General features: G+C 55.2%; 17 protein-coding genes and 1 pseudogene. 7 read left to right on the plus strand and 11 right to left on the minus strand.

Annotation, left to right across the window (positions count from 1 at the left end):
• A partial coding sequence (locus PHP98_06290; GenBank protein MDD5483245.1) for a tRNA 4-thiouridine(8) synthase ThiI occupies nt 1–408 on the plus strand: 408 nt, incomplete at its 5' end.
• 204 nt (nt 409–612) lie between these two features.
• Here PHP98_06290 and PHP98_06295 read toward each other — a convergent pair.
• The 4 genes from PHP98_06295 to gdhA all read right to left on the minus strand — a co-directional run bounded on the left by PHP98_06295 (nt 613) and on the right by gdhA (nt 4,301).
• Nucleotides 613–984 carry an ArsR family transcriptional regulator gene (locus tag PHP98_06295; protein ID MDD5483246.1) on the minus strand — a complete coding sequence of 124 codons (372 nt, stop codon included), beginning with the start codon at nt 982–984 and terminating at the stop codon, nt 613–615.
• A 447-nt stretch (nt 985–1,431) separates the two neighbouring features.
• Complete coding sequence (locus PHP98_06300; protein MDD5483247.1) at nt 1,432–1,926, minus strand: hypothetical protein; 495 nt, start codon at nt 1,924–1,926, stop codon at nt 1,432–1,434.
• A gap of 46 nt (nt 1,927–1,972) precedes the next feature.
• On the minus strand, nt 1,973–2,842 hold the full coding sequence (locus PHP98_06305; protein MDD5483248.1) for a fumarylacetoacetate hydrolase family protein: 870 nt from the start codon (nt 2,840–2,842) through the stop codon (nt 1,973–1,975).
• 118 nt (nt 2,843–2,960) lie between these two features.
• A complete protein-coding gene (gene gdhA, locus PHP98_06310) occupies nt 2,961–4,301 on the minus strand; it encodes an NADP-specific glutamate dehydrogenase (GenBank protein ID MDD5483249.1) in 1,341 nt (446 codons plus the stop codon).
• Nucleotides 4,302–4,597: 296 nt separating this feature from the next.
• On the opposite strand from gdhA, the gene PHP98_06315 reads away from it, so the two are divergent.
• Genes PHP98_06315 through trpA form a run of 3 tightly spaced genes read left to right on the plus strand, consistent with a single transcriptional unit; the run spans nt 4,598 to nt 7,272 of the window.
• On the plus strand, nt 4,598–5,236 hold the full coding sequence (locus PHP98_06315; protein ID MDD5483250.1) for a phosphoribosylanthranilate isomerase: 639 nt from the start codon (nt 4,598–4,600) through the stop codon (nt 5,234–5,236).
• 3 nt (nt 5,237–5,239) lie between these two features.
• Nucleotides 5,240–6,460, plus strand: coding sequence for a tryptophan synthase subunit beta (trpB, locus tag PHP98_06320; protein MDD5483251.1), 1,221 nt, complete (start codon nt 5,240–5,242; stop codon nt 6,458–6,460).
• 41 nt (nt 6,461–6,501) lie between these two features.
• Nucleotides 6,502–7,272: a tryptophan synthase subunit alpha gene (gene trpA, locus PHP98_06325; GenBank protein ID MDD5483252.1), complete on the plus strand. Its 771-nt coding sequence runs from the start codon at nt 6,502–6,504 to the stop codon at nt 7,270–7,272.
• 37 nt (nt 7,273–7,309) lie between these two features.
• On the opposite strand, the gene PHP98_06330 is transcribed toward trpA, so the two are convergent.
• Nucleotides 7,310–7,672 carry a hypothetical protein gene (locus PHP98_06330; protein MDD5483253.1) on the minus strand — a complete coding sequence of 121 codons (363 nt, stop codon included), beginning with the start codon at nt 7,670–7,672 and terminating at the stop codon, nt 7,310–7,312.
• A gap of 272 nt (nt 7,673–7,944) precedes the next feature.
• Between PHP98_06330 and PHP98_06335 the strand changes: the two genes are divergently transcribed.
• Nucleotides 7,945–8,193, plus strand: coding sequence for a DNA adenine methylase (locus PHP98_06335; GenBank protein ID MDD5483254.1), 249 nt, complete (start codon nt 7,945–7,947; stop codon nt 8,191–8,193).
• Between the two features lie 286 nt (nt 8,194–8,479).
• On the opposite strand, the gene PHP98_06340 is transcribed toward PHP98_06335, so the two are convergent.
• The 5 genes and pseudogenes from PHP98_06340 to PHP98_06360 form a co-directional block, all read right to left on the minus strand.
• Nucleotides 8,480–8,749, minus strand: coding sequence for a hypothetical protein (locus PHP98_06340; protein MDD5483255.1), 270 nt, complete (start codon nt 8,747–8,749; stop codon nt 8,480–8,482).
• 29 nt (nt 8,750–8,778) lie between these two features.
• A complete protein-coding gene (locus tag PHP98_06345; protein ID MDD5483256.1) occupies nt 8,779–9,672 on the minus strand; it encodes a helix-turn-helix domain-containing protein in 894 nt (297 codons plus the stop codon).
• Nucleotides 9,673–10,288: 616 nt separating this feature from the next.
• Nucleotides 10,289–10,546, minus strand: a complete 258-nt coding sequence (locus tag PHP98_06350) for a hypothetical protein (protein MDD5483257.1) — start codon at nt 10,544–10,546, stop codon at nt 10,289–10,291.
• Between the two features lie 108 nt (nt 10,547–10,654).
• On the minus strand, nt 10,655–10,852 hold the full coding sequence (locus tag PHP98_06355; protein MDD5483258.1) for a type II toxin-antitoxin system Phd/YefM family antitoxin: 198 nt from the start codon (nt 10,850–10,852) through the stop codon (nt 10,655–10,657).
• Nucleotides 10,853–10,866: 14 nt separating this feature from the next.
• Nucleotides 10,867–11,118, minus strand: a pseudogene (locus PHP98_06360) (type II toxin-antitoxin system RelE/ParE family toxin).
• 24 nt (nt 11,119–11,142) lie between these two features.
• Between PHP98_06360 and PHP98_06365 the strand changes: the two are divergent.
• Nucleotides 11,143–11,373, plus strand: coding sequence for a hypothetical protein (locus PHP98_06365; GenBank protein ID MDD5483259.1), 231 nt, complete (start codon nt 11,143–11,145; stop codon nt 11,371–11,373).
• Between the two features lie 38 nt (nt 11,374–11,411).
• Here PHP98_06365 and nikR read toward each other — a convergent pair whose 3' ends face one another.
• A complete protein-coding gene (gene nikR, locus PHP98_06370; GenBank protein MDD5483260.1) occupies nt 11,412–11,828 on the minus strand; it encodes a nickel-responsive transcriptional regulator NikR in 417 nt (138 codons plus the stop codon).
• Nucleotides 11,829–12,040: 212 nt separating this feature from the next.
• On the opposite strand from nikR, the gene zupT reads away from it, so the two are divergent.
• On the plus strand, nt 12,041–12,931 hold the full coding sequence (zupT, locus tag PHP98_06375; protein MDD5483261.1) for a zinc transporter ZupT: 891 nt from the start codon (nt 12,041–12,043) through the stop codon (nt 12,929–12,931).
• Nucleotides 12,932–12,945: the final 14 nt, after the last annotated feature.

A 12,945-nucleotide genomic window follows, 5' to 3' on the forward strand; every position in this document is an offset into this window, starting at 1 on the left:
GGATGCCTTTTGACCGACCCGGCTTACGGGAAACGTCTGCGCGAACTGCGCCGGCACGAGGGAGTCCGCAATATCGCCGCCATACAACTTTTGCGCGTCGGACGCCATTTCCGCCTTGGAAAAAACAAGCTGATCGTCGGCCGGAATCAAAAGGAAAACGAATTCCTTGAACGCGCCCGGGACGACAAAACAACACTCCTGAAAACCATGAGCGTGCCCGGCCCCGCGGCCGTCATTCCCGTTTCCGCCGTGGAAGAGGAATTAATGCTGGCGGCCGCCATCTGCGCCCGTTACAGCGACCACAGGACAAACGAACTGGTTCTCATTGAAATTAATGACGGGAAAAACACACGGATGTTTGAAACATTGCCGGCAGAGCAAAGCGCGATTGACGCTTTGCGGATTTAACCCGGCTTATTCGCGGGGTTGATCAGGGGGGGGTATTAAGGAACCGAACCCCTGTTCGGGGATGTATGTTTTGTTGTCCGGAATTGCCCGGCAGTGCCGGGCTACAGCGATCAAATACAGTTGCCGCCTTTGACGACCTAACCCGAGTCCACCAGTGGCAAAGGTCGAAACTTTTACCGCAAGCCTTTGCCGCAAAAGCGGATTTCAGGTGTATCTGGCAATATCCAGAAGAAAACGGGCGAACTTATGCCGCGGAACAGAACAGATATAACCGTGAACACCACGTTTAAGAAAACCGCGGGCAACAAGTTTGCGCACATGACGAATAAGAGCGCTAAATGAAATATTCATATGGGAGACCATTTCTTCCGGTTGCATGGAACATTCCGATAATGTTTTGACAATGAGAATGCGTCGCGGATGAGTAAATGCTGTGGCATATCTGAAAATATTTTCGTGCGCATTTTTATCATCGGAAAATGTTTTTAGAATCACTCTCAGTAATTGGCCGCTATCTGGAACAGAACGGTTGGCGCCGGGACGGTAGTAGACCAACGGACCGATACGGCTGGCCATCAGCAGTCCTCGGGCGTTCAGCGCGCGCAACGATTGGCTTGCCAGAGACAAAGACAACCCTAACCGTTGCGCGACCTCAGAGACCCGCTGATCCGGATGCAGACATAATTCGTGTAAAACTTTGAGTCTGGTTCTGTTGGCCAACACCCGACATGTCCGCCAGAGGGTCGGACGCAATGCTTCGGATTTTGCGAAAAACATAATCACACTTTATAAAGTGTGATTATAAAAAATCAATAAAAAAGCGATGCCATCCAGTGTCATCCGCGAAAAACGTCAAAAGGCGCTGTTCTTCGTACAACTCAAGGGGACTGTCGCCCCTCTGTCCGCGTTTCCGAAAAATATCTTTGGAGCCCCGGGGTTGATTCTGCACGGTGCGGCTTCGGTCAAACAGCGCAAAGAAACCGTTTTGGGCTTGCCGATCGTGTTTCTCTTCAAAAAGAAACTTTATTGCTTTACCCGGTCAAAAACCGTTTCTTCCCCGAAGAGTTCGGGATTGTCTTTATTGGCCTCAATGTCTCCGGCCAATTCCGCAGTTGATACCGCGTGCTGGTTGACGACTTCCTTGTTCAGGAGGCGGACGGAAAGCTTGTCCGCCGCGGCCTCATAGGCGACAAACTGGTAAACGCGGTTGGTCTGAGGGGGATTCCCCTCGCCCGTGCCGATCCACTGAAGCTGAACCATTTTTTTTCCCGCGGCGCGGCACGGGCAGGCGCGGGCAAAGAGCGGGTCCTTGGCGCCGGCGGGGAACGAGACCAGGTATTCATTCCTGCTCAACGGCAGAACGAGCAGGCGCTCATTCTGATTGTCCGCCTTCGTGCTCTGCCACAAGCCCACGACCGCATTGTCAATCGGCGTTTCCGGTTTTGTCACCAGCGAAACGGTATAATCGCATCCTCCGAGCATCAGGCATCCGAACAGAATCAACGTTTTTTTTATCATCTTTTCCTCCCAACGCGCGCTTATGCGGGCGCGCAAAATCAAGCAACTATAATCCCGCCGCAACGATTTTATTCGCCTGCCGGCCCAAGCCCTCAATCGCCAGCTCTATTTCGTCCCCGGGCCGAAAGAGAGCCGGCGGATTCTGCAGGGAACCGATGCCGGCCGGAGTGCCGGTGGCGATAACATCCCCCGGGAAGAGGGTGATCGCTGAACTTATGAACGAAAGGATGAAAGGTATTTTAAAAATCATGTTCTCCGTGGAATCATTCTGCAGCACCCGGCCGTTGTGGATAAATTGCATTCCGAGACGGCCGGGATTCTTGACTTCATCCCGCGTCGCCAGCCAGGGCCCGAGCGGACAGAAGGTATCGGCGCTTTTTGCCCGGAACCATTGCTGATCGGCCCGCTGCGCCTCGCGGTCGGTCACGTCATTAAAAATCGCGTAGCCAGCCACGTGTTCAAACGCCTGTTCCTCGGAAATATTTTTCGCCTTTTTGCCGATCACGACCGCCAGTTCAACTTCGCCGTCAACCGCGCGGCTCCGCGGCGGCAGAACGATATTGTCGCGCGGCCCGACCATGGCGCTGGCGGCTTTCGCGAACAGAATTGGCGCCGCCGGCACGCTGGCGTCAAATTCACGGGCGTGCGCCGCATAATTTTTTCCAAGACAGATAATCTTGCCCGGCCTGGCAACGGGCGGCCCCAGGCGGACGCCTTCGGCCGGAACCAGCTTGCGGCCGCTCTCTTTCAGCAGATTTTCAATCCGTTTCAATCCATCCTGCGCGAAAAAACGTTCATTATAATCCTCAATGTCAAACGCCATGGCCCGCACGTCAAGAATTCTGCCGGCATCGGCCTCCCCCAGCAAAACCCCGGGCCGCTCGGCCCCGCATTCTCCAAACCGCACCAGTTTCATGACACTCCTATTATCTGACCCCGGTAGTCAGTAGACAGAATTCAGAATCCTCTTCATTCTGGCTGCTGCCCCCTGACTCCTCATTCTGTGTTCTGACCACTGAATTCTGACTTCTTCTTCAGACCACTCCCTGCGCCAGCATGGCATTGGCCACCTTGCGAAAGCCGGCAATATTGGCGCCCTTGACGTAATTCACAAAATCACCTTCCTTCCCGTAACGCCCGCAGCTCTCGTGAATGGCCTTCATAATTTGCCGCAGGCGCTGGTCAACCTCCTCGCGCGGCCACGAAAGGTGCATGGCGTTCTGGGACATTTCCAACCCGGAGGTGGCCACGCCGCCGGCGTTGGCGGCCTTGCCCGGGCCGTATAAAATTTTTGCTTTGAGAAAAACATCCACGGCTTCCGGCACGGTCGGCATATTGGCCCCTTCGCTCACGCACTTGCACCCGTTTTTAACCAGCTCCCGCGCGTCGGCGGCGCTAATTTCATTCTGGGTGGCGCAGGGAAAAGCCAGCCCGCACGGAATATGCCAGGGGACCCGGCCGGGCAGGAATTCGGCCCCGGAAAATTTTTGCGCATATTCGGATATCCTTCCGCGGCGGTTGTTTTTTAAATCCATTACCCAGGCAAGTTTTTCGGAGTCAATGCCGCCGGCGTCATAAACGGCGCCGTCGGAATCGGAAAGAGTCAAAACCTTTGCGCCCAGTTCCAGAAGTTTTTCCGCGGTGTGTTGGGCCACGTTGCCGGAGCCGGAAACAACGGCCGTCTGCCCGGCGATCTGCGCGCCGCGCGTGGCCAGCATTTCCGCGGCGAAATAAACGCATCCGAAACCGGTGGCCTCTTTCCTGATCAGCGAGCCGCCCCACTCCAGCCCCTTGCCGGTCAACACGCCGGAAAAATCGCGCGTAAGTTTCTTGTATTGTCCGAAAAGAAACCCGATTTCGCGCCCTCCCACCCCGATATCGCCGGCCGGGACGTCAATATTGGGGCCGATAAACCGGAAAAGCTCGTTCATGAACGACTGGCAGAAGCGCATGACCTCGCCGTCGCTTTTGCCGCGCGGATCAAAATCCGCCCCGCCCTTGCCGCCGCCCATCGGCAGGCTGGTGAGGGAGTTCTTGAAGACCTGTTCAAAGGCCAGGAATTTGAGAATGCCGAGGTTGACGGAGGCGTGGAAGCGCAACCCGCCCTTGTAGGGGCCGATGGCGGAATTCATTTCCACCCGGAACCCGCGGTTGACCTGCACCTCGCCGCGGTCGTCAACCCACGGCACGCGAAACATGACCACCCGCTCCGGCTCAACCATCCGCTCCAGTATTTTTCCGCGCACATAGGCCGGCACGGAGGAAGCCAGCGGCATGACGCTTTCCGCCACCTCGCGCACGGCCTGATGAAACTCCGGTTCGCCCGGATTTTTCGCGACAACCGACTCCATAAAATATTCAATGGATTGCTTCATGTTTTTTATCGCTCTCTGACCTAAAACCGAAAAATTACGTAAGGGTATATGTATCACAGCTTGCCCTCCGTGAAAACAATATTTTTCGGCTATTTTCCGCTTGCAATCCATGCCCCGGGGAATATAAGTTACAAACGTTGCATTTGCTTCCCGCCGAAAACCATTGGAATTTAATAATACCGAGAGGAGCGCATCGCGAAAACAGCTGGGTTGGGCCGCGTCATCAAGCTTGATAATTGCGCTCGTTGCGACGCGGCGGTCTCCGCCCGATTAATTCCGGAAAAACTCGCATAAAAATGAACAGGAATTACATCCCGGAAATAAAAATCTGCGGGATCACCCGCCTGGCTGACGCCCGCGCCGCCCGCGATGCCGGCGCGGATTACCTGGGGTTTGTGCTTTACGATAAATCCCCCCGGGCGATTTCGCCGGATGCCCTGCGCCGGATACGCGGCGCGCTGGGTAAAAACGTGAAATGCGTCGGGGTCTTTGTTAATCCGCCGCCGCTGGCGGCCGCGCAACAGGCGAAAGACTGCGGCCTTGACGTCGTCCAGTTGTGCGGCGAAGAAAAATATGAATCCTTTCGCCTGTTCCCCCTGCCCGTCTGGCGCGTCATCCGAATGCAGAACGGAGAAGTAACGCCCGCGCCGTCCGCCTGGCCTGCCGAGCGGTATGTGCTTGATTCCAACCAGGCCGGCCTCTACGGCGGCACCGGCGCGGCTCTTGACTGGTCCGCGGCCGCCCGGATCGCCGGTGAAAACAAAATAATGCTGGCCGGCGGATTAACCCCGGCCAATGTCGCCACGGCTATACGAATCGTCCGGCCGTTCGGCGTGGATGTCTCTTCCGGCGTTGAACTGCGGCCCGGACAAAAGGACCATGAAAAAATACGTTTTTTTATTGAAGTGGTCAAAACAACCTGCCATGATGTTTAAAACATGCGAAAAAACAACCGACAACCCGATAAAAACGGTCATTTCGGCCCCTACGGCGGACGCTACGTGGCCGAGACCCTGATGCCCGCCCTGCAGGAACTGGAAAAGGCCTATCGCGCCGCCGCGAAAGATTCCGCCTTCCAAGGTGAATTTCACGCGCTTTTGAGCGATTACGTCGGCCGGCCGTCTCCCCTTTACCTGGCCGGACGTTTGACGGAAAGTTACGGCGGCGCGCGCATTTATCTTAAACGCGAGGATTTGAACCATACCGGCGCGCACAAGATCAACAACACCATCGGCCAGGCCCTGCTCGCGAAAAGGATGGGGAAAACGCGTTTGATGGCCGAAACCGGCGCCGGCCAGCACGGCGTGGCCACGGCGACCGCCGCGGCGCTCTTCGGCATGAAATGCGACGTTTACATGGGAGCGGAGGATATTTGCCGCCAGGCCCCCAATGTCCGGCGCATGGAATTTCTCGGCGCAAAGGTGCATGAGGTCAAAACCGGGACCGCCACTCTCAAGGACGCCATGAGCGAGGCCATGCGCGCCTGGGTCGCGCGCGTTGACGACACTTTTTACGTCATCGGCTCGGTGGCCGGCCCCCACCCCTATCCGGTCATGGTGCGCGATTTCCAGAGCGTGATCGGAACTGAAACGCGGCGGCAGATACTGAAAAAAAACGGCAGACTGCCGGACATGATAATCGCCTGCGTCGGCGGCGGCAGCAACTCGGCCGGCATTTTTTACTCATTTCTCAACGCGCCGGCAGTGAAACTGGTCGGAGTGGAAGCGGCCGGGTTCGGGCTGAAAACCGGCAAACACGCCGCAAGCATCAGCGCGGGTAAAATCGGAGTCCTGCATGGAAGCAAAAGCTATCTATTGCAGGACAAAAACGGCCAGGTGCGCAACGCCCATTCCGTCAGCGCGGGGCTGGACTATCCCGGCGTGGGACCGGAACATGCCTGCTGGGCCGATTCAAAAAAAGTGGAATACTGCGCCATCACCGACGCCGAAGCCCTGCAGGCCTTTTACGATCTGACGCGGCTGGAAGGCATCCTACCGGCCCTGGAATCATGCCATGCGCTGGCCGAAGCAAAAAAACGGGCGCGCAAGCTGGGCCGCCGGAAAAACATCGTGGTCAATCTCTCCGGACGGGGCGACAAGGACCTGGATCATATTTTTTCGCTGTCCGCCCCGCAAAAAGGGCGAAAAACACAGCGATAAGTTTATTTTCATAATATCAGAATCAGCGGCGAAAAAATATAATGAACCGAATAACGGCGAAATTTGAAGAATTAAAAAAACAGGGCCGAAAAGCGCTGATCGGCTATCTGACCGCCGGCGATCCGGACCTGAAAACATCCGCACAGTTCATGCGCGCGGCGCTTGCCAACGGCGTGGACATCCTTGAAATCGGCGTGCCTTTTTCCGACCCGACCGCCGACGGTCCCGCCATTCAGGCCGCCGGCCAGCGCGCGCTCAAGACCGGCGTGAACCTCCGGCAGATTCTGGATATGGCCGGAAAACTGCGCCGTTCGTTTGACAACCCGTTCATTCTTTTCAGCTACCTGAATCCGCTTTTTAGTTACGGTTATGAAAAAATATGCGCGGAGGCGGCCCGCAAAGGAATTGACGGATTACTGGTGGTGGATCTGCCGTTTGAAGAAGCCGAAGAACTGCGCGGGGTTATGCGCCGCCACAACCTGACTTTTATCCAGCTCATCGCCCCCACCACTTCGCCCCAACGCGCCTTGAAACTCCTGAAAGACGCGGATGGTTTTGTATATTACATCATGGTCAAGGGCGTCACGGGGCGCCGCTCCAGATTGAGCTCCGGATTAAACGCCCAACTGGCAAAATTGCGTTCCCTCACAAACGCCCCGCTCGCGGCCGGGTTCGGCATCAGCAACGCCGCCCAGGCGCGGATGGCCGCCAGGCATGCGGATGCGATCGTCGTGGGGAGCGCGCTGGTGGAAGCGGCGCGGAAAAACAGGCTGAGGGCCTATGTGCGCGCGCTGGCCAAGGCTATGCACTGATTAATACTTTCGCTCCGGTTTGAACGGCTTTTACAATTTACATCCGAACCCGGCAATCTCCTTTTTCCGTCAGGCGTTTCTCCAATTCGGCCTTCAAAAGCAACGCCAGAAAACTGCAAAATACATGACCGCGAATCGTTTCGTCGCATTTATGATAAATCGGCCGCGTATCAAGGATCGACTTGGTGGTGCGAATTATATCTTCGACCATCCACAAGCTTTTGTAAGCCATGGCCTTTTCGGCAGGGTAATCAGTATTCGTTCGCAATACCCATACTCCGTCAAAACGTTCTTCATTTTTAATCTGATTTTCATCAACGATGAAATGTCCTTTCCCCTCTATTTTCAAAAACCGCCGATACCCCCTGTTCCCAACCAGACTTTTATCGCCTTGTTTCAACTTGTCGCGCAGGTGGGCAACTTTTTCCGCTTTCAACCGGTAGGGCGAACCCTCAGGGTGAGCCGATCTTCATCAGACGGCTCGGCAGGGACGCCTCGCCCTACCTATTGGGCAACTTTGAAATTCCTATATTGAAATAGAAAGGCGCAGGGATCCGACCACACTCACCGATCTGCAACGCGCCGCCAGGTATTATTATCTGGCAGCGGCCCGGCTTCGGCGGCAAGACAGATGACCGTAGCCGGTCATTCGGGTCTGGCGCAACTCGGCCTATGAACCTTAACTTAACCACAATGGAAGAGACGATTATGCAAGCGCATTGGCGGCTTCAACGCGTCACGATCGAACGGCTTGATTCCCGTGCCTGTATCGAGCGATATGATCGGCCGGAAACGTTCTTTTATGTCGACCCGCCTTATTATGGTGTCAGCCAGGATTATGCCGTCAAATTATGCGAGGCCGATTTTCTCCGGCTCCGGGATACTCTTCAAAAGACCGCCGGCGCTTCATCTTGTCATTAAACGACTGCCCCGGTCCGTAAAATGTATGCCGGCTTCAGGATGCAAAAGGTTTTAATAAAATACCCCAGCGGCAACAGCCGCGTAAAATCTGATATCCGCTCCATCCCCCGCGCCGAATTGCTGATTTCAAACTGGGAAAAGAAATAATTTTAACCCTTTTAGCACCTGAAATGTCAAAAGCCGTGATGAAAAGCAAGAAAATAATGCTGGGTAAGGATGATGTGGGATGAAATATATGCGCGGATCATCTCGCGCCACAAAGCGCCCCTGGCGCGAACTTGCCCGCTTAAGCGGCGAGATTGACGAGCTGTTGTGTGGATGCGGCCAGGAGTGCATTGAGCGCGGTGGTTAATATTTGGCCTGAGGAAGTGAGAAGATAACGGCGCTGGTTGGGCATTTTGCGGATGAGGCCGTGCTCGCGCATAAGGCGCAAATGGCGGCTGATGCGGGCGGAAAGCTGTTTTTCGGATCCGCCCTTGGCCCAGGGGGTAAGGCGGAGTATTTGACGCAGGTCTTTATTGGTCAGGCCGGAGACGGCAAACTTCGGATCGGACAAGGCCTGAAGGAATTCCCGGTCTTTGCCGGTTATTTCCAGGGAGCGGATACGGCGGGAGTTTTGAAGGCGTGGTTTTGAGAGAGCATCAAGGATTTGGCGGAAGGGTTGCGTGTCTTTAACGGCGCCCCACAATTGGGCACACCGTGCGCTCCAACCCCGCGCCGGAACACCTCAAGCAGATTATCGGCCGTCTGGCTGCGGAATAATTCCAGCGCCGTGATGTACCGGGAATGATCGTCAATAAACCCGATCAGATAGGCATACCCCCCAGGACCCAGCCATTCCGGCGGACGGACCGCTTCCCCGCCAAGCTTGAAGGGGAAGATATCACTCTGCCACATCTGATTGGGCGTCGCGCGCTCGAAAAAGCGCGGCTTCGATGGATTGGATGGAGTCTTCTTTTTCCGGGGCTTGATGAGTTTTGCGCGATGCAGCGTTTTCCGCACCGTCTCCGGGCTTGTCGGCAGGTGAAATATCCGCCGTAATGTTTGCGAGATGCGCTTGATCCCGAAGGCCGGATGTTTGCGCTTGAGCGCCATTATCTCCGCGCGGATCAATGCTCGTGAATCTGGCTTGCCAGACGCAACGGGCTGCTTGTCTCCACCTCTCCGTGGTTGCAGCCCTTCCTCCCCGTTCTTGCGGTATTGCCGCCCCCATTCGAATATCGTCCAGCGACTGACTCCAACTTCCCGGGCCACTACCTTCACCGGCACGCTTTCTTCCAGACACAACTGTACCGCGCGCCGCTTGAGCTCGTACTTCTGCGAATGCTTATGGCCGCCGGAACTTATCGACTCAATGGCGCCCGCGTCATTTTGGCCCGCCGCGCCGCGCCCTCCTCTCCCCCCAGGAGGGCGCTTCCCTTTCGTCTCTTCTCCCTTCCTACCGGCCTTGCTCCAACCTACCTTCTTTCCTGATTTCATCTGTAACACTCCTGAAGATCTTCAATAGATCTTCTCTTAGAAGTGTTACCCTATTTCAGCCTCCAAAAGCGGCCATTATCCCGTCGTTAGCGCACCCCCAATGCCTATAAGGCATTGGTCTTGTTCTGAATGGGCGCCGGCAACCAACTCTGTCCCCTGAAACAGGCGCTGGATGCCGGGCCAAATATGCGTCTTGACGTCGGTAATGAGTTGTTCGCGGAAGGTAGGGTCGCTGATGAGCATACTGGATTCACGCGACCAGACCCCGGCATCCTTCGCTTGCGTGATAACGCGGTCGAGTTCTGGGTAATGTCCCGTTCGTTGTTAAAATAGAGTGACGGTTTCCAGTCTGATCCGATACAATGATGTTCATTCACTCGGAGTTCCGTCTGCGCCGCCGTCGCAACCGAGAGGAGGTATATCTTTTTCGCATATTGCATGGTAAAAAAGAAGGTTGCGGCAAGAATGACGTTGACTGTAAGCGAGATGCCAAGAATCCAATTTTTCATGATCGTTTTTCTTTCATGTCCAACGGCGAGTTGGCCGGGCGCAGCCGGCAACTCGCCGTTCCCGGAGCGCGCAGCGCGCCGGGAACGTTGCCCTTGAGGCGCGAGCTTTAGCGAGTCGCCTCCGAGGGCTGGTTCGGGATTCTGTTTGTTTCCGGATTCCAGAAGGGGATTTCCTTCGTCCAGTCAACGCCCTTCCATTCTGTTCCGAGCATCTTGAACTCCGCCATGTTGATCGCCTGCCAGTCGTGAACACACGCTTTCGCCTGTGGCGAGTGCAGCGACTTGAATGGACCTTTGGGGTTGCCGTAGATTCCACCTTCGAGCGATTGGCACTTCTCGCACTTGAAGAACGCCATCTCGATCATTTTGTGTTCCGGGGGGGGGGGGGGGGGGCGATCCATCCGGCATCCAGCACACCCGGTAGCCAAGCAGGCGAGCGCGATCATCATTAATTTCTTCATCATCTTGTTCGCTCAAATCTTCAATTCGTTCCGAACTGAAGCAAGGGAAGCGGTAGAGGCGGTTACTTCTTCTGCCTTGGCGGCGCGAAGATCTTTGATGTCCTCAAGATTATCAAGTTCTTCTTCGATCTTCAGAAATTCCTCATAAGGCAGGACAGCAAAAGCCTTTTTCCCGTCTCGTTCGAGTATGCTCGGATGTAATGTTACCATTTTTATTTCTCCTTCTACCGATATGCTTCGCGCCTATGAACGACGCGGTAGACGATAATCTGTGTTTCGTTTTCGATCTCAAACAATATTCAGAACTGTCCGACGCGCAGCCGATACTCCGGTGTGAAGTTGGTCAGTTTCTTTACGTCTCCGGTCAAGTCAGATCGCAGTCTTTCCAAAGCATTCACGATCCGCGAAGCATCCTGCTTTTGCAAATGCTTTAAGTCTTTGATCGCCCTCGGCTTCAGATCCACCGTGTAATTCATGCTTATAGATTACATGTAACGGCAGTGTTTTTCAATCTCAAAACAAATGTTATCCCCGAAAATGCCACTACTCAACAAAAGTTCGGCTTAATGATGATGGGATTGATTGCCGGAGCATTAGGGGATGTGGCGGCGGAGAAATTTATCGCGCTGATCAAGCGTGAGCCGTTTGACTATACAAGGTGGCAGAGAAAATTATGGCCAGAAAAGAGCATTGAGGACATCAGCAAAGCGGCAATGCTATCTAGAAAATAGGCTGAAAATCGAGGGCTGTGGTCAGCTTTTCATCGCCTTCACGAGAGGCTTTTGCCGGTGGTGGCGGCCGCGAACGAAACATGCTTGATCCCCTTGATAGCCCTGATACGCTTGATAACCGCATCAATTTCCGGCGGTTTGCCCAGCACGGCGACGATTTCCAGGCAATTGTCGTGGTCCAGGTGAATATGCTGCGTGGAAATAATGGCGTGATGGCTGGCGTGCTGGGCATCGGTCAGTTTAGCCACCAGATCGGGCTTGTGGTGGTCATAAACCAGCACAATCGCCCCGGCCACTTTCCCGCCGCCCCGGAACCATTCTTCCTCAACCAGGGTCTTGCGGATAAGGTCGCCGACCGCCTTGGAACGGGTCGGGCAACGCTCGCTTTTAACCTTGCGGTCAAACTTTGCCAGCAAATCGCCGTCAAGAGATATGCTGAAACGGACTAATCCCATAATCCCTCTTTTTTAAGGCGGAGCCGTCCAGCCGCAGCCAAACCTCCGATTACCCCGGGTTCTCTACGCATAGCTTCTACACAAAAGCGAGCGTTTTAACAGAACAGTTTCATTCACGCTTTCGTAGTTCCCATCCTATCACCGTCGCATCAACCGCGCAAGCTGTTTTTTCATTGCCTTGCATTTCCGCAACCGCTAACATTATCAATAACATGAGTAATGTCTGGATTGCGCTTTCCCTGACGCTGTTCGCGGGCATGGCCACGGGCATCGGGAGCATCATCGCGTTCGCCGCCCGGCGGACAAATTATCGTTTTCTCTCGGTGGCGACCGGATTCTCCGCGGGCGTCATGCTCTACGTATCCTTTGTGGAGATATTTTTCAAAGGGGCGGAAACACTCTCCGCCCGGTACGGCGACCTTGGACACTGGATTAATACGGCTTCGTTTTTCGGGGGCATGCTTTTAATCGGCATTATTGACAACCTCATCCCCTCGGCTGAAAATCCGCACGAGACCCACTCGGAAGCGGAAACGGCCCCCCTGCATGATCCGCGGGCCCGGATACCGGACTACGTAAAAAACGGCGACCAATCAGGACTTAACACGCGCAACCACAACGCCCATCACCACAAACTCATGCGCCTGGGATTGCTCACGGCGTTGGCCATTGCCATTCACAATTTCCCGGAAGGACTGGCCACTTTTCTGGCGGCCCTGCATGACCCGGCGCTGGGCCTGGCAATCGCGGTGGCAGTCGCCTTGCATAACATTCCCGAGGGCATCAGCGTTTCCGTGCCGATCTTTTATGCCACCGGAAACCGCAAAAAAGCTTTTTTATATTCCCTGCTCAGCGGCCTGGCCGAGCCGGCCGGCGCGCTTATCGCTTATCTGGCCCTTCGGTTCTTTATGGGCGGCCCGGCCGGAATCATTCCGCCTCAAGTAATGGGCATATTGTTTGGAGGCGTGGCGGGCATCATGGTCTACATCAGCCTGGATGAACTTCTGCCGACCAGCCGGGCCTATGGCAAGGGGCACGACAGCCTGCTGGGGCTTGTCGCGGGCATGCTGGTCATGGCCCTGAGCCTGCTTTTGATGAAATAGACCGTCCAGACGGC

This window comes from Kiritimatiellia bacterium, assembly GCA_028715905.1.
Lineage (GTDB): Bacteria > Verrucomicrobiota > Kiritimatiellia > JAAZAB01 > JAAZAB01 > JAQUQV01.

Bases quoted from the DNA above. Each gene is read 5' to 3' on its own strand.
- PHP98_06350 (MDD5483257.1), bottom strand. From the start codon at position 10,546: ATGATCGAGATGGCGTTCTTCAAGTGCGAGAAGTGCCAATCGCTCGAA.
- trpB (MDD5483251.1), top strand. From the start codon at position 5,240: ATGCGAAAAAACAACCGACAACCCGATAAAAACGGTCATTTCGGCCCC.
- PHP98_06345 (MDD5483256.1), bottom strand. From the start codon at position 9,672: ATGAAATCAGGAAAGAAGGTAGGTTGGAGCAAGGCCGGTAGGAAGGGA.
- nikR (MDD5483260.1), bottom strand. From the start codon at position 11,828: ATGGGATTAGTCCGTTTCAGCATATCTCTTGACGGCGATTTGCTGGCA.
- PHP98_06355 (MDD5483258.1), bottom strand. From the start codon at position 10,852: ATGGTAACATTACATCCGAGCATACTCGAACGAGACGGGAAAAAGGCT.
- PHP98_06305 (MDD5483248.1), bottom strand. From the start codon at position 2,842: ATGAAACTGGTGCGGTTTGGAGAATGCGGGGCCGAGCGGCCCGGGGTT.
- PHP98_06295 (MDD5483246.1), bottom strand. From the start codon at position 984: ATGGCCAGCCGTATCGGTCCGTTGGTCTACTACCGTCCCGGCGCCAAC.
- trpA (MDD5483252.1), top strand. From the start codon at position 6,502: ATGAACCGAATAACGGCGAAATTTGAAGAATTAAAAAAACAGGGCCGA.
- gdhA (MDD5483249.1), bottom strand. From the start codon at position 4,301: ATGAAGCAATCCATTGAATATTTTATGGAGTCGGTTGTCGCGAAAAAT.
- PHP98_06335 (MDD5483254.1), top strand. From the start codon at position 7,945: ATGAACCTTAACTTAACCACAATGGAAGAGACGATTATGCAAGCGCAT.
- zupT (MDD5483261.1), top strand. From the start codon at position 12,041: ATGAGTAATGTCTGGATTGCGCTTTCCCTGACGCTGTTCGCGGGCATG.
- PHP98_06315 (MDD5483250.1), top strand. From the start codon at position 4,598: ATGAACAGGAATTACATCCCGGAAATAAAAATCTGCGGGATCACCCGC.
- PHP98_06300 (MDD5483247.1), bottom strand. From the start codon at position 1,926: ATGATAAAAAAAACGTTGATTCTGTTCGGATGCCTGATGCTCGGAGGA.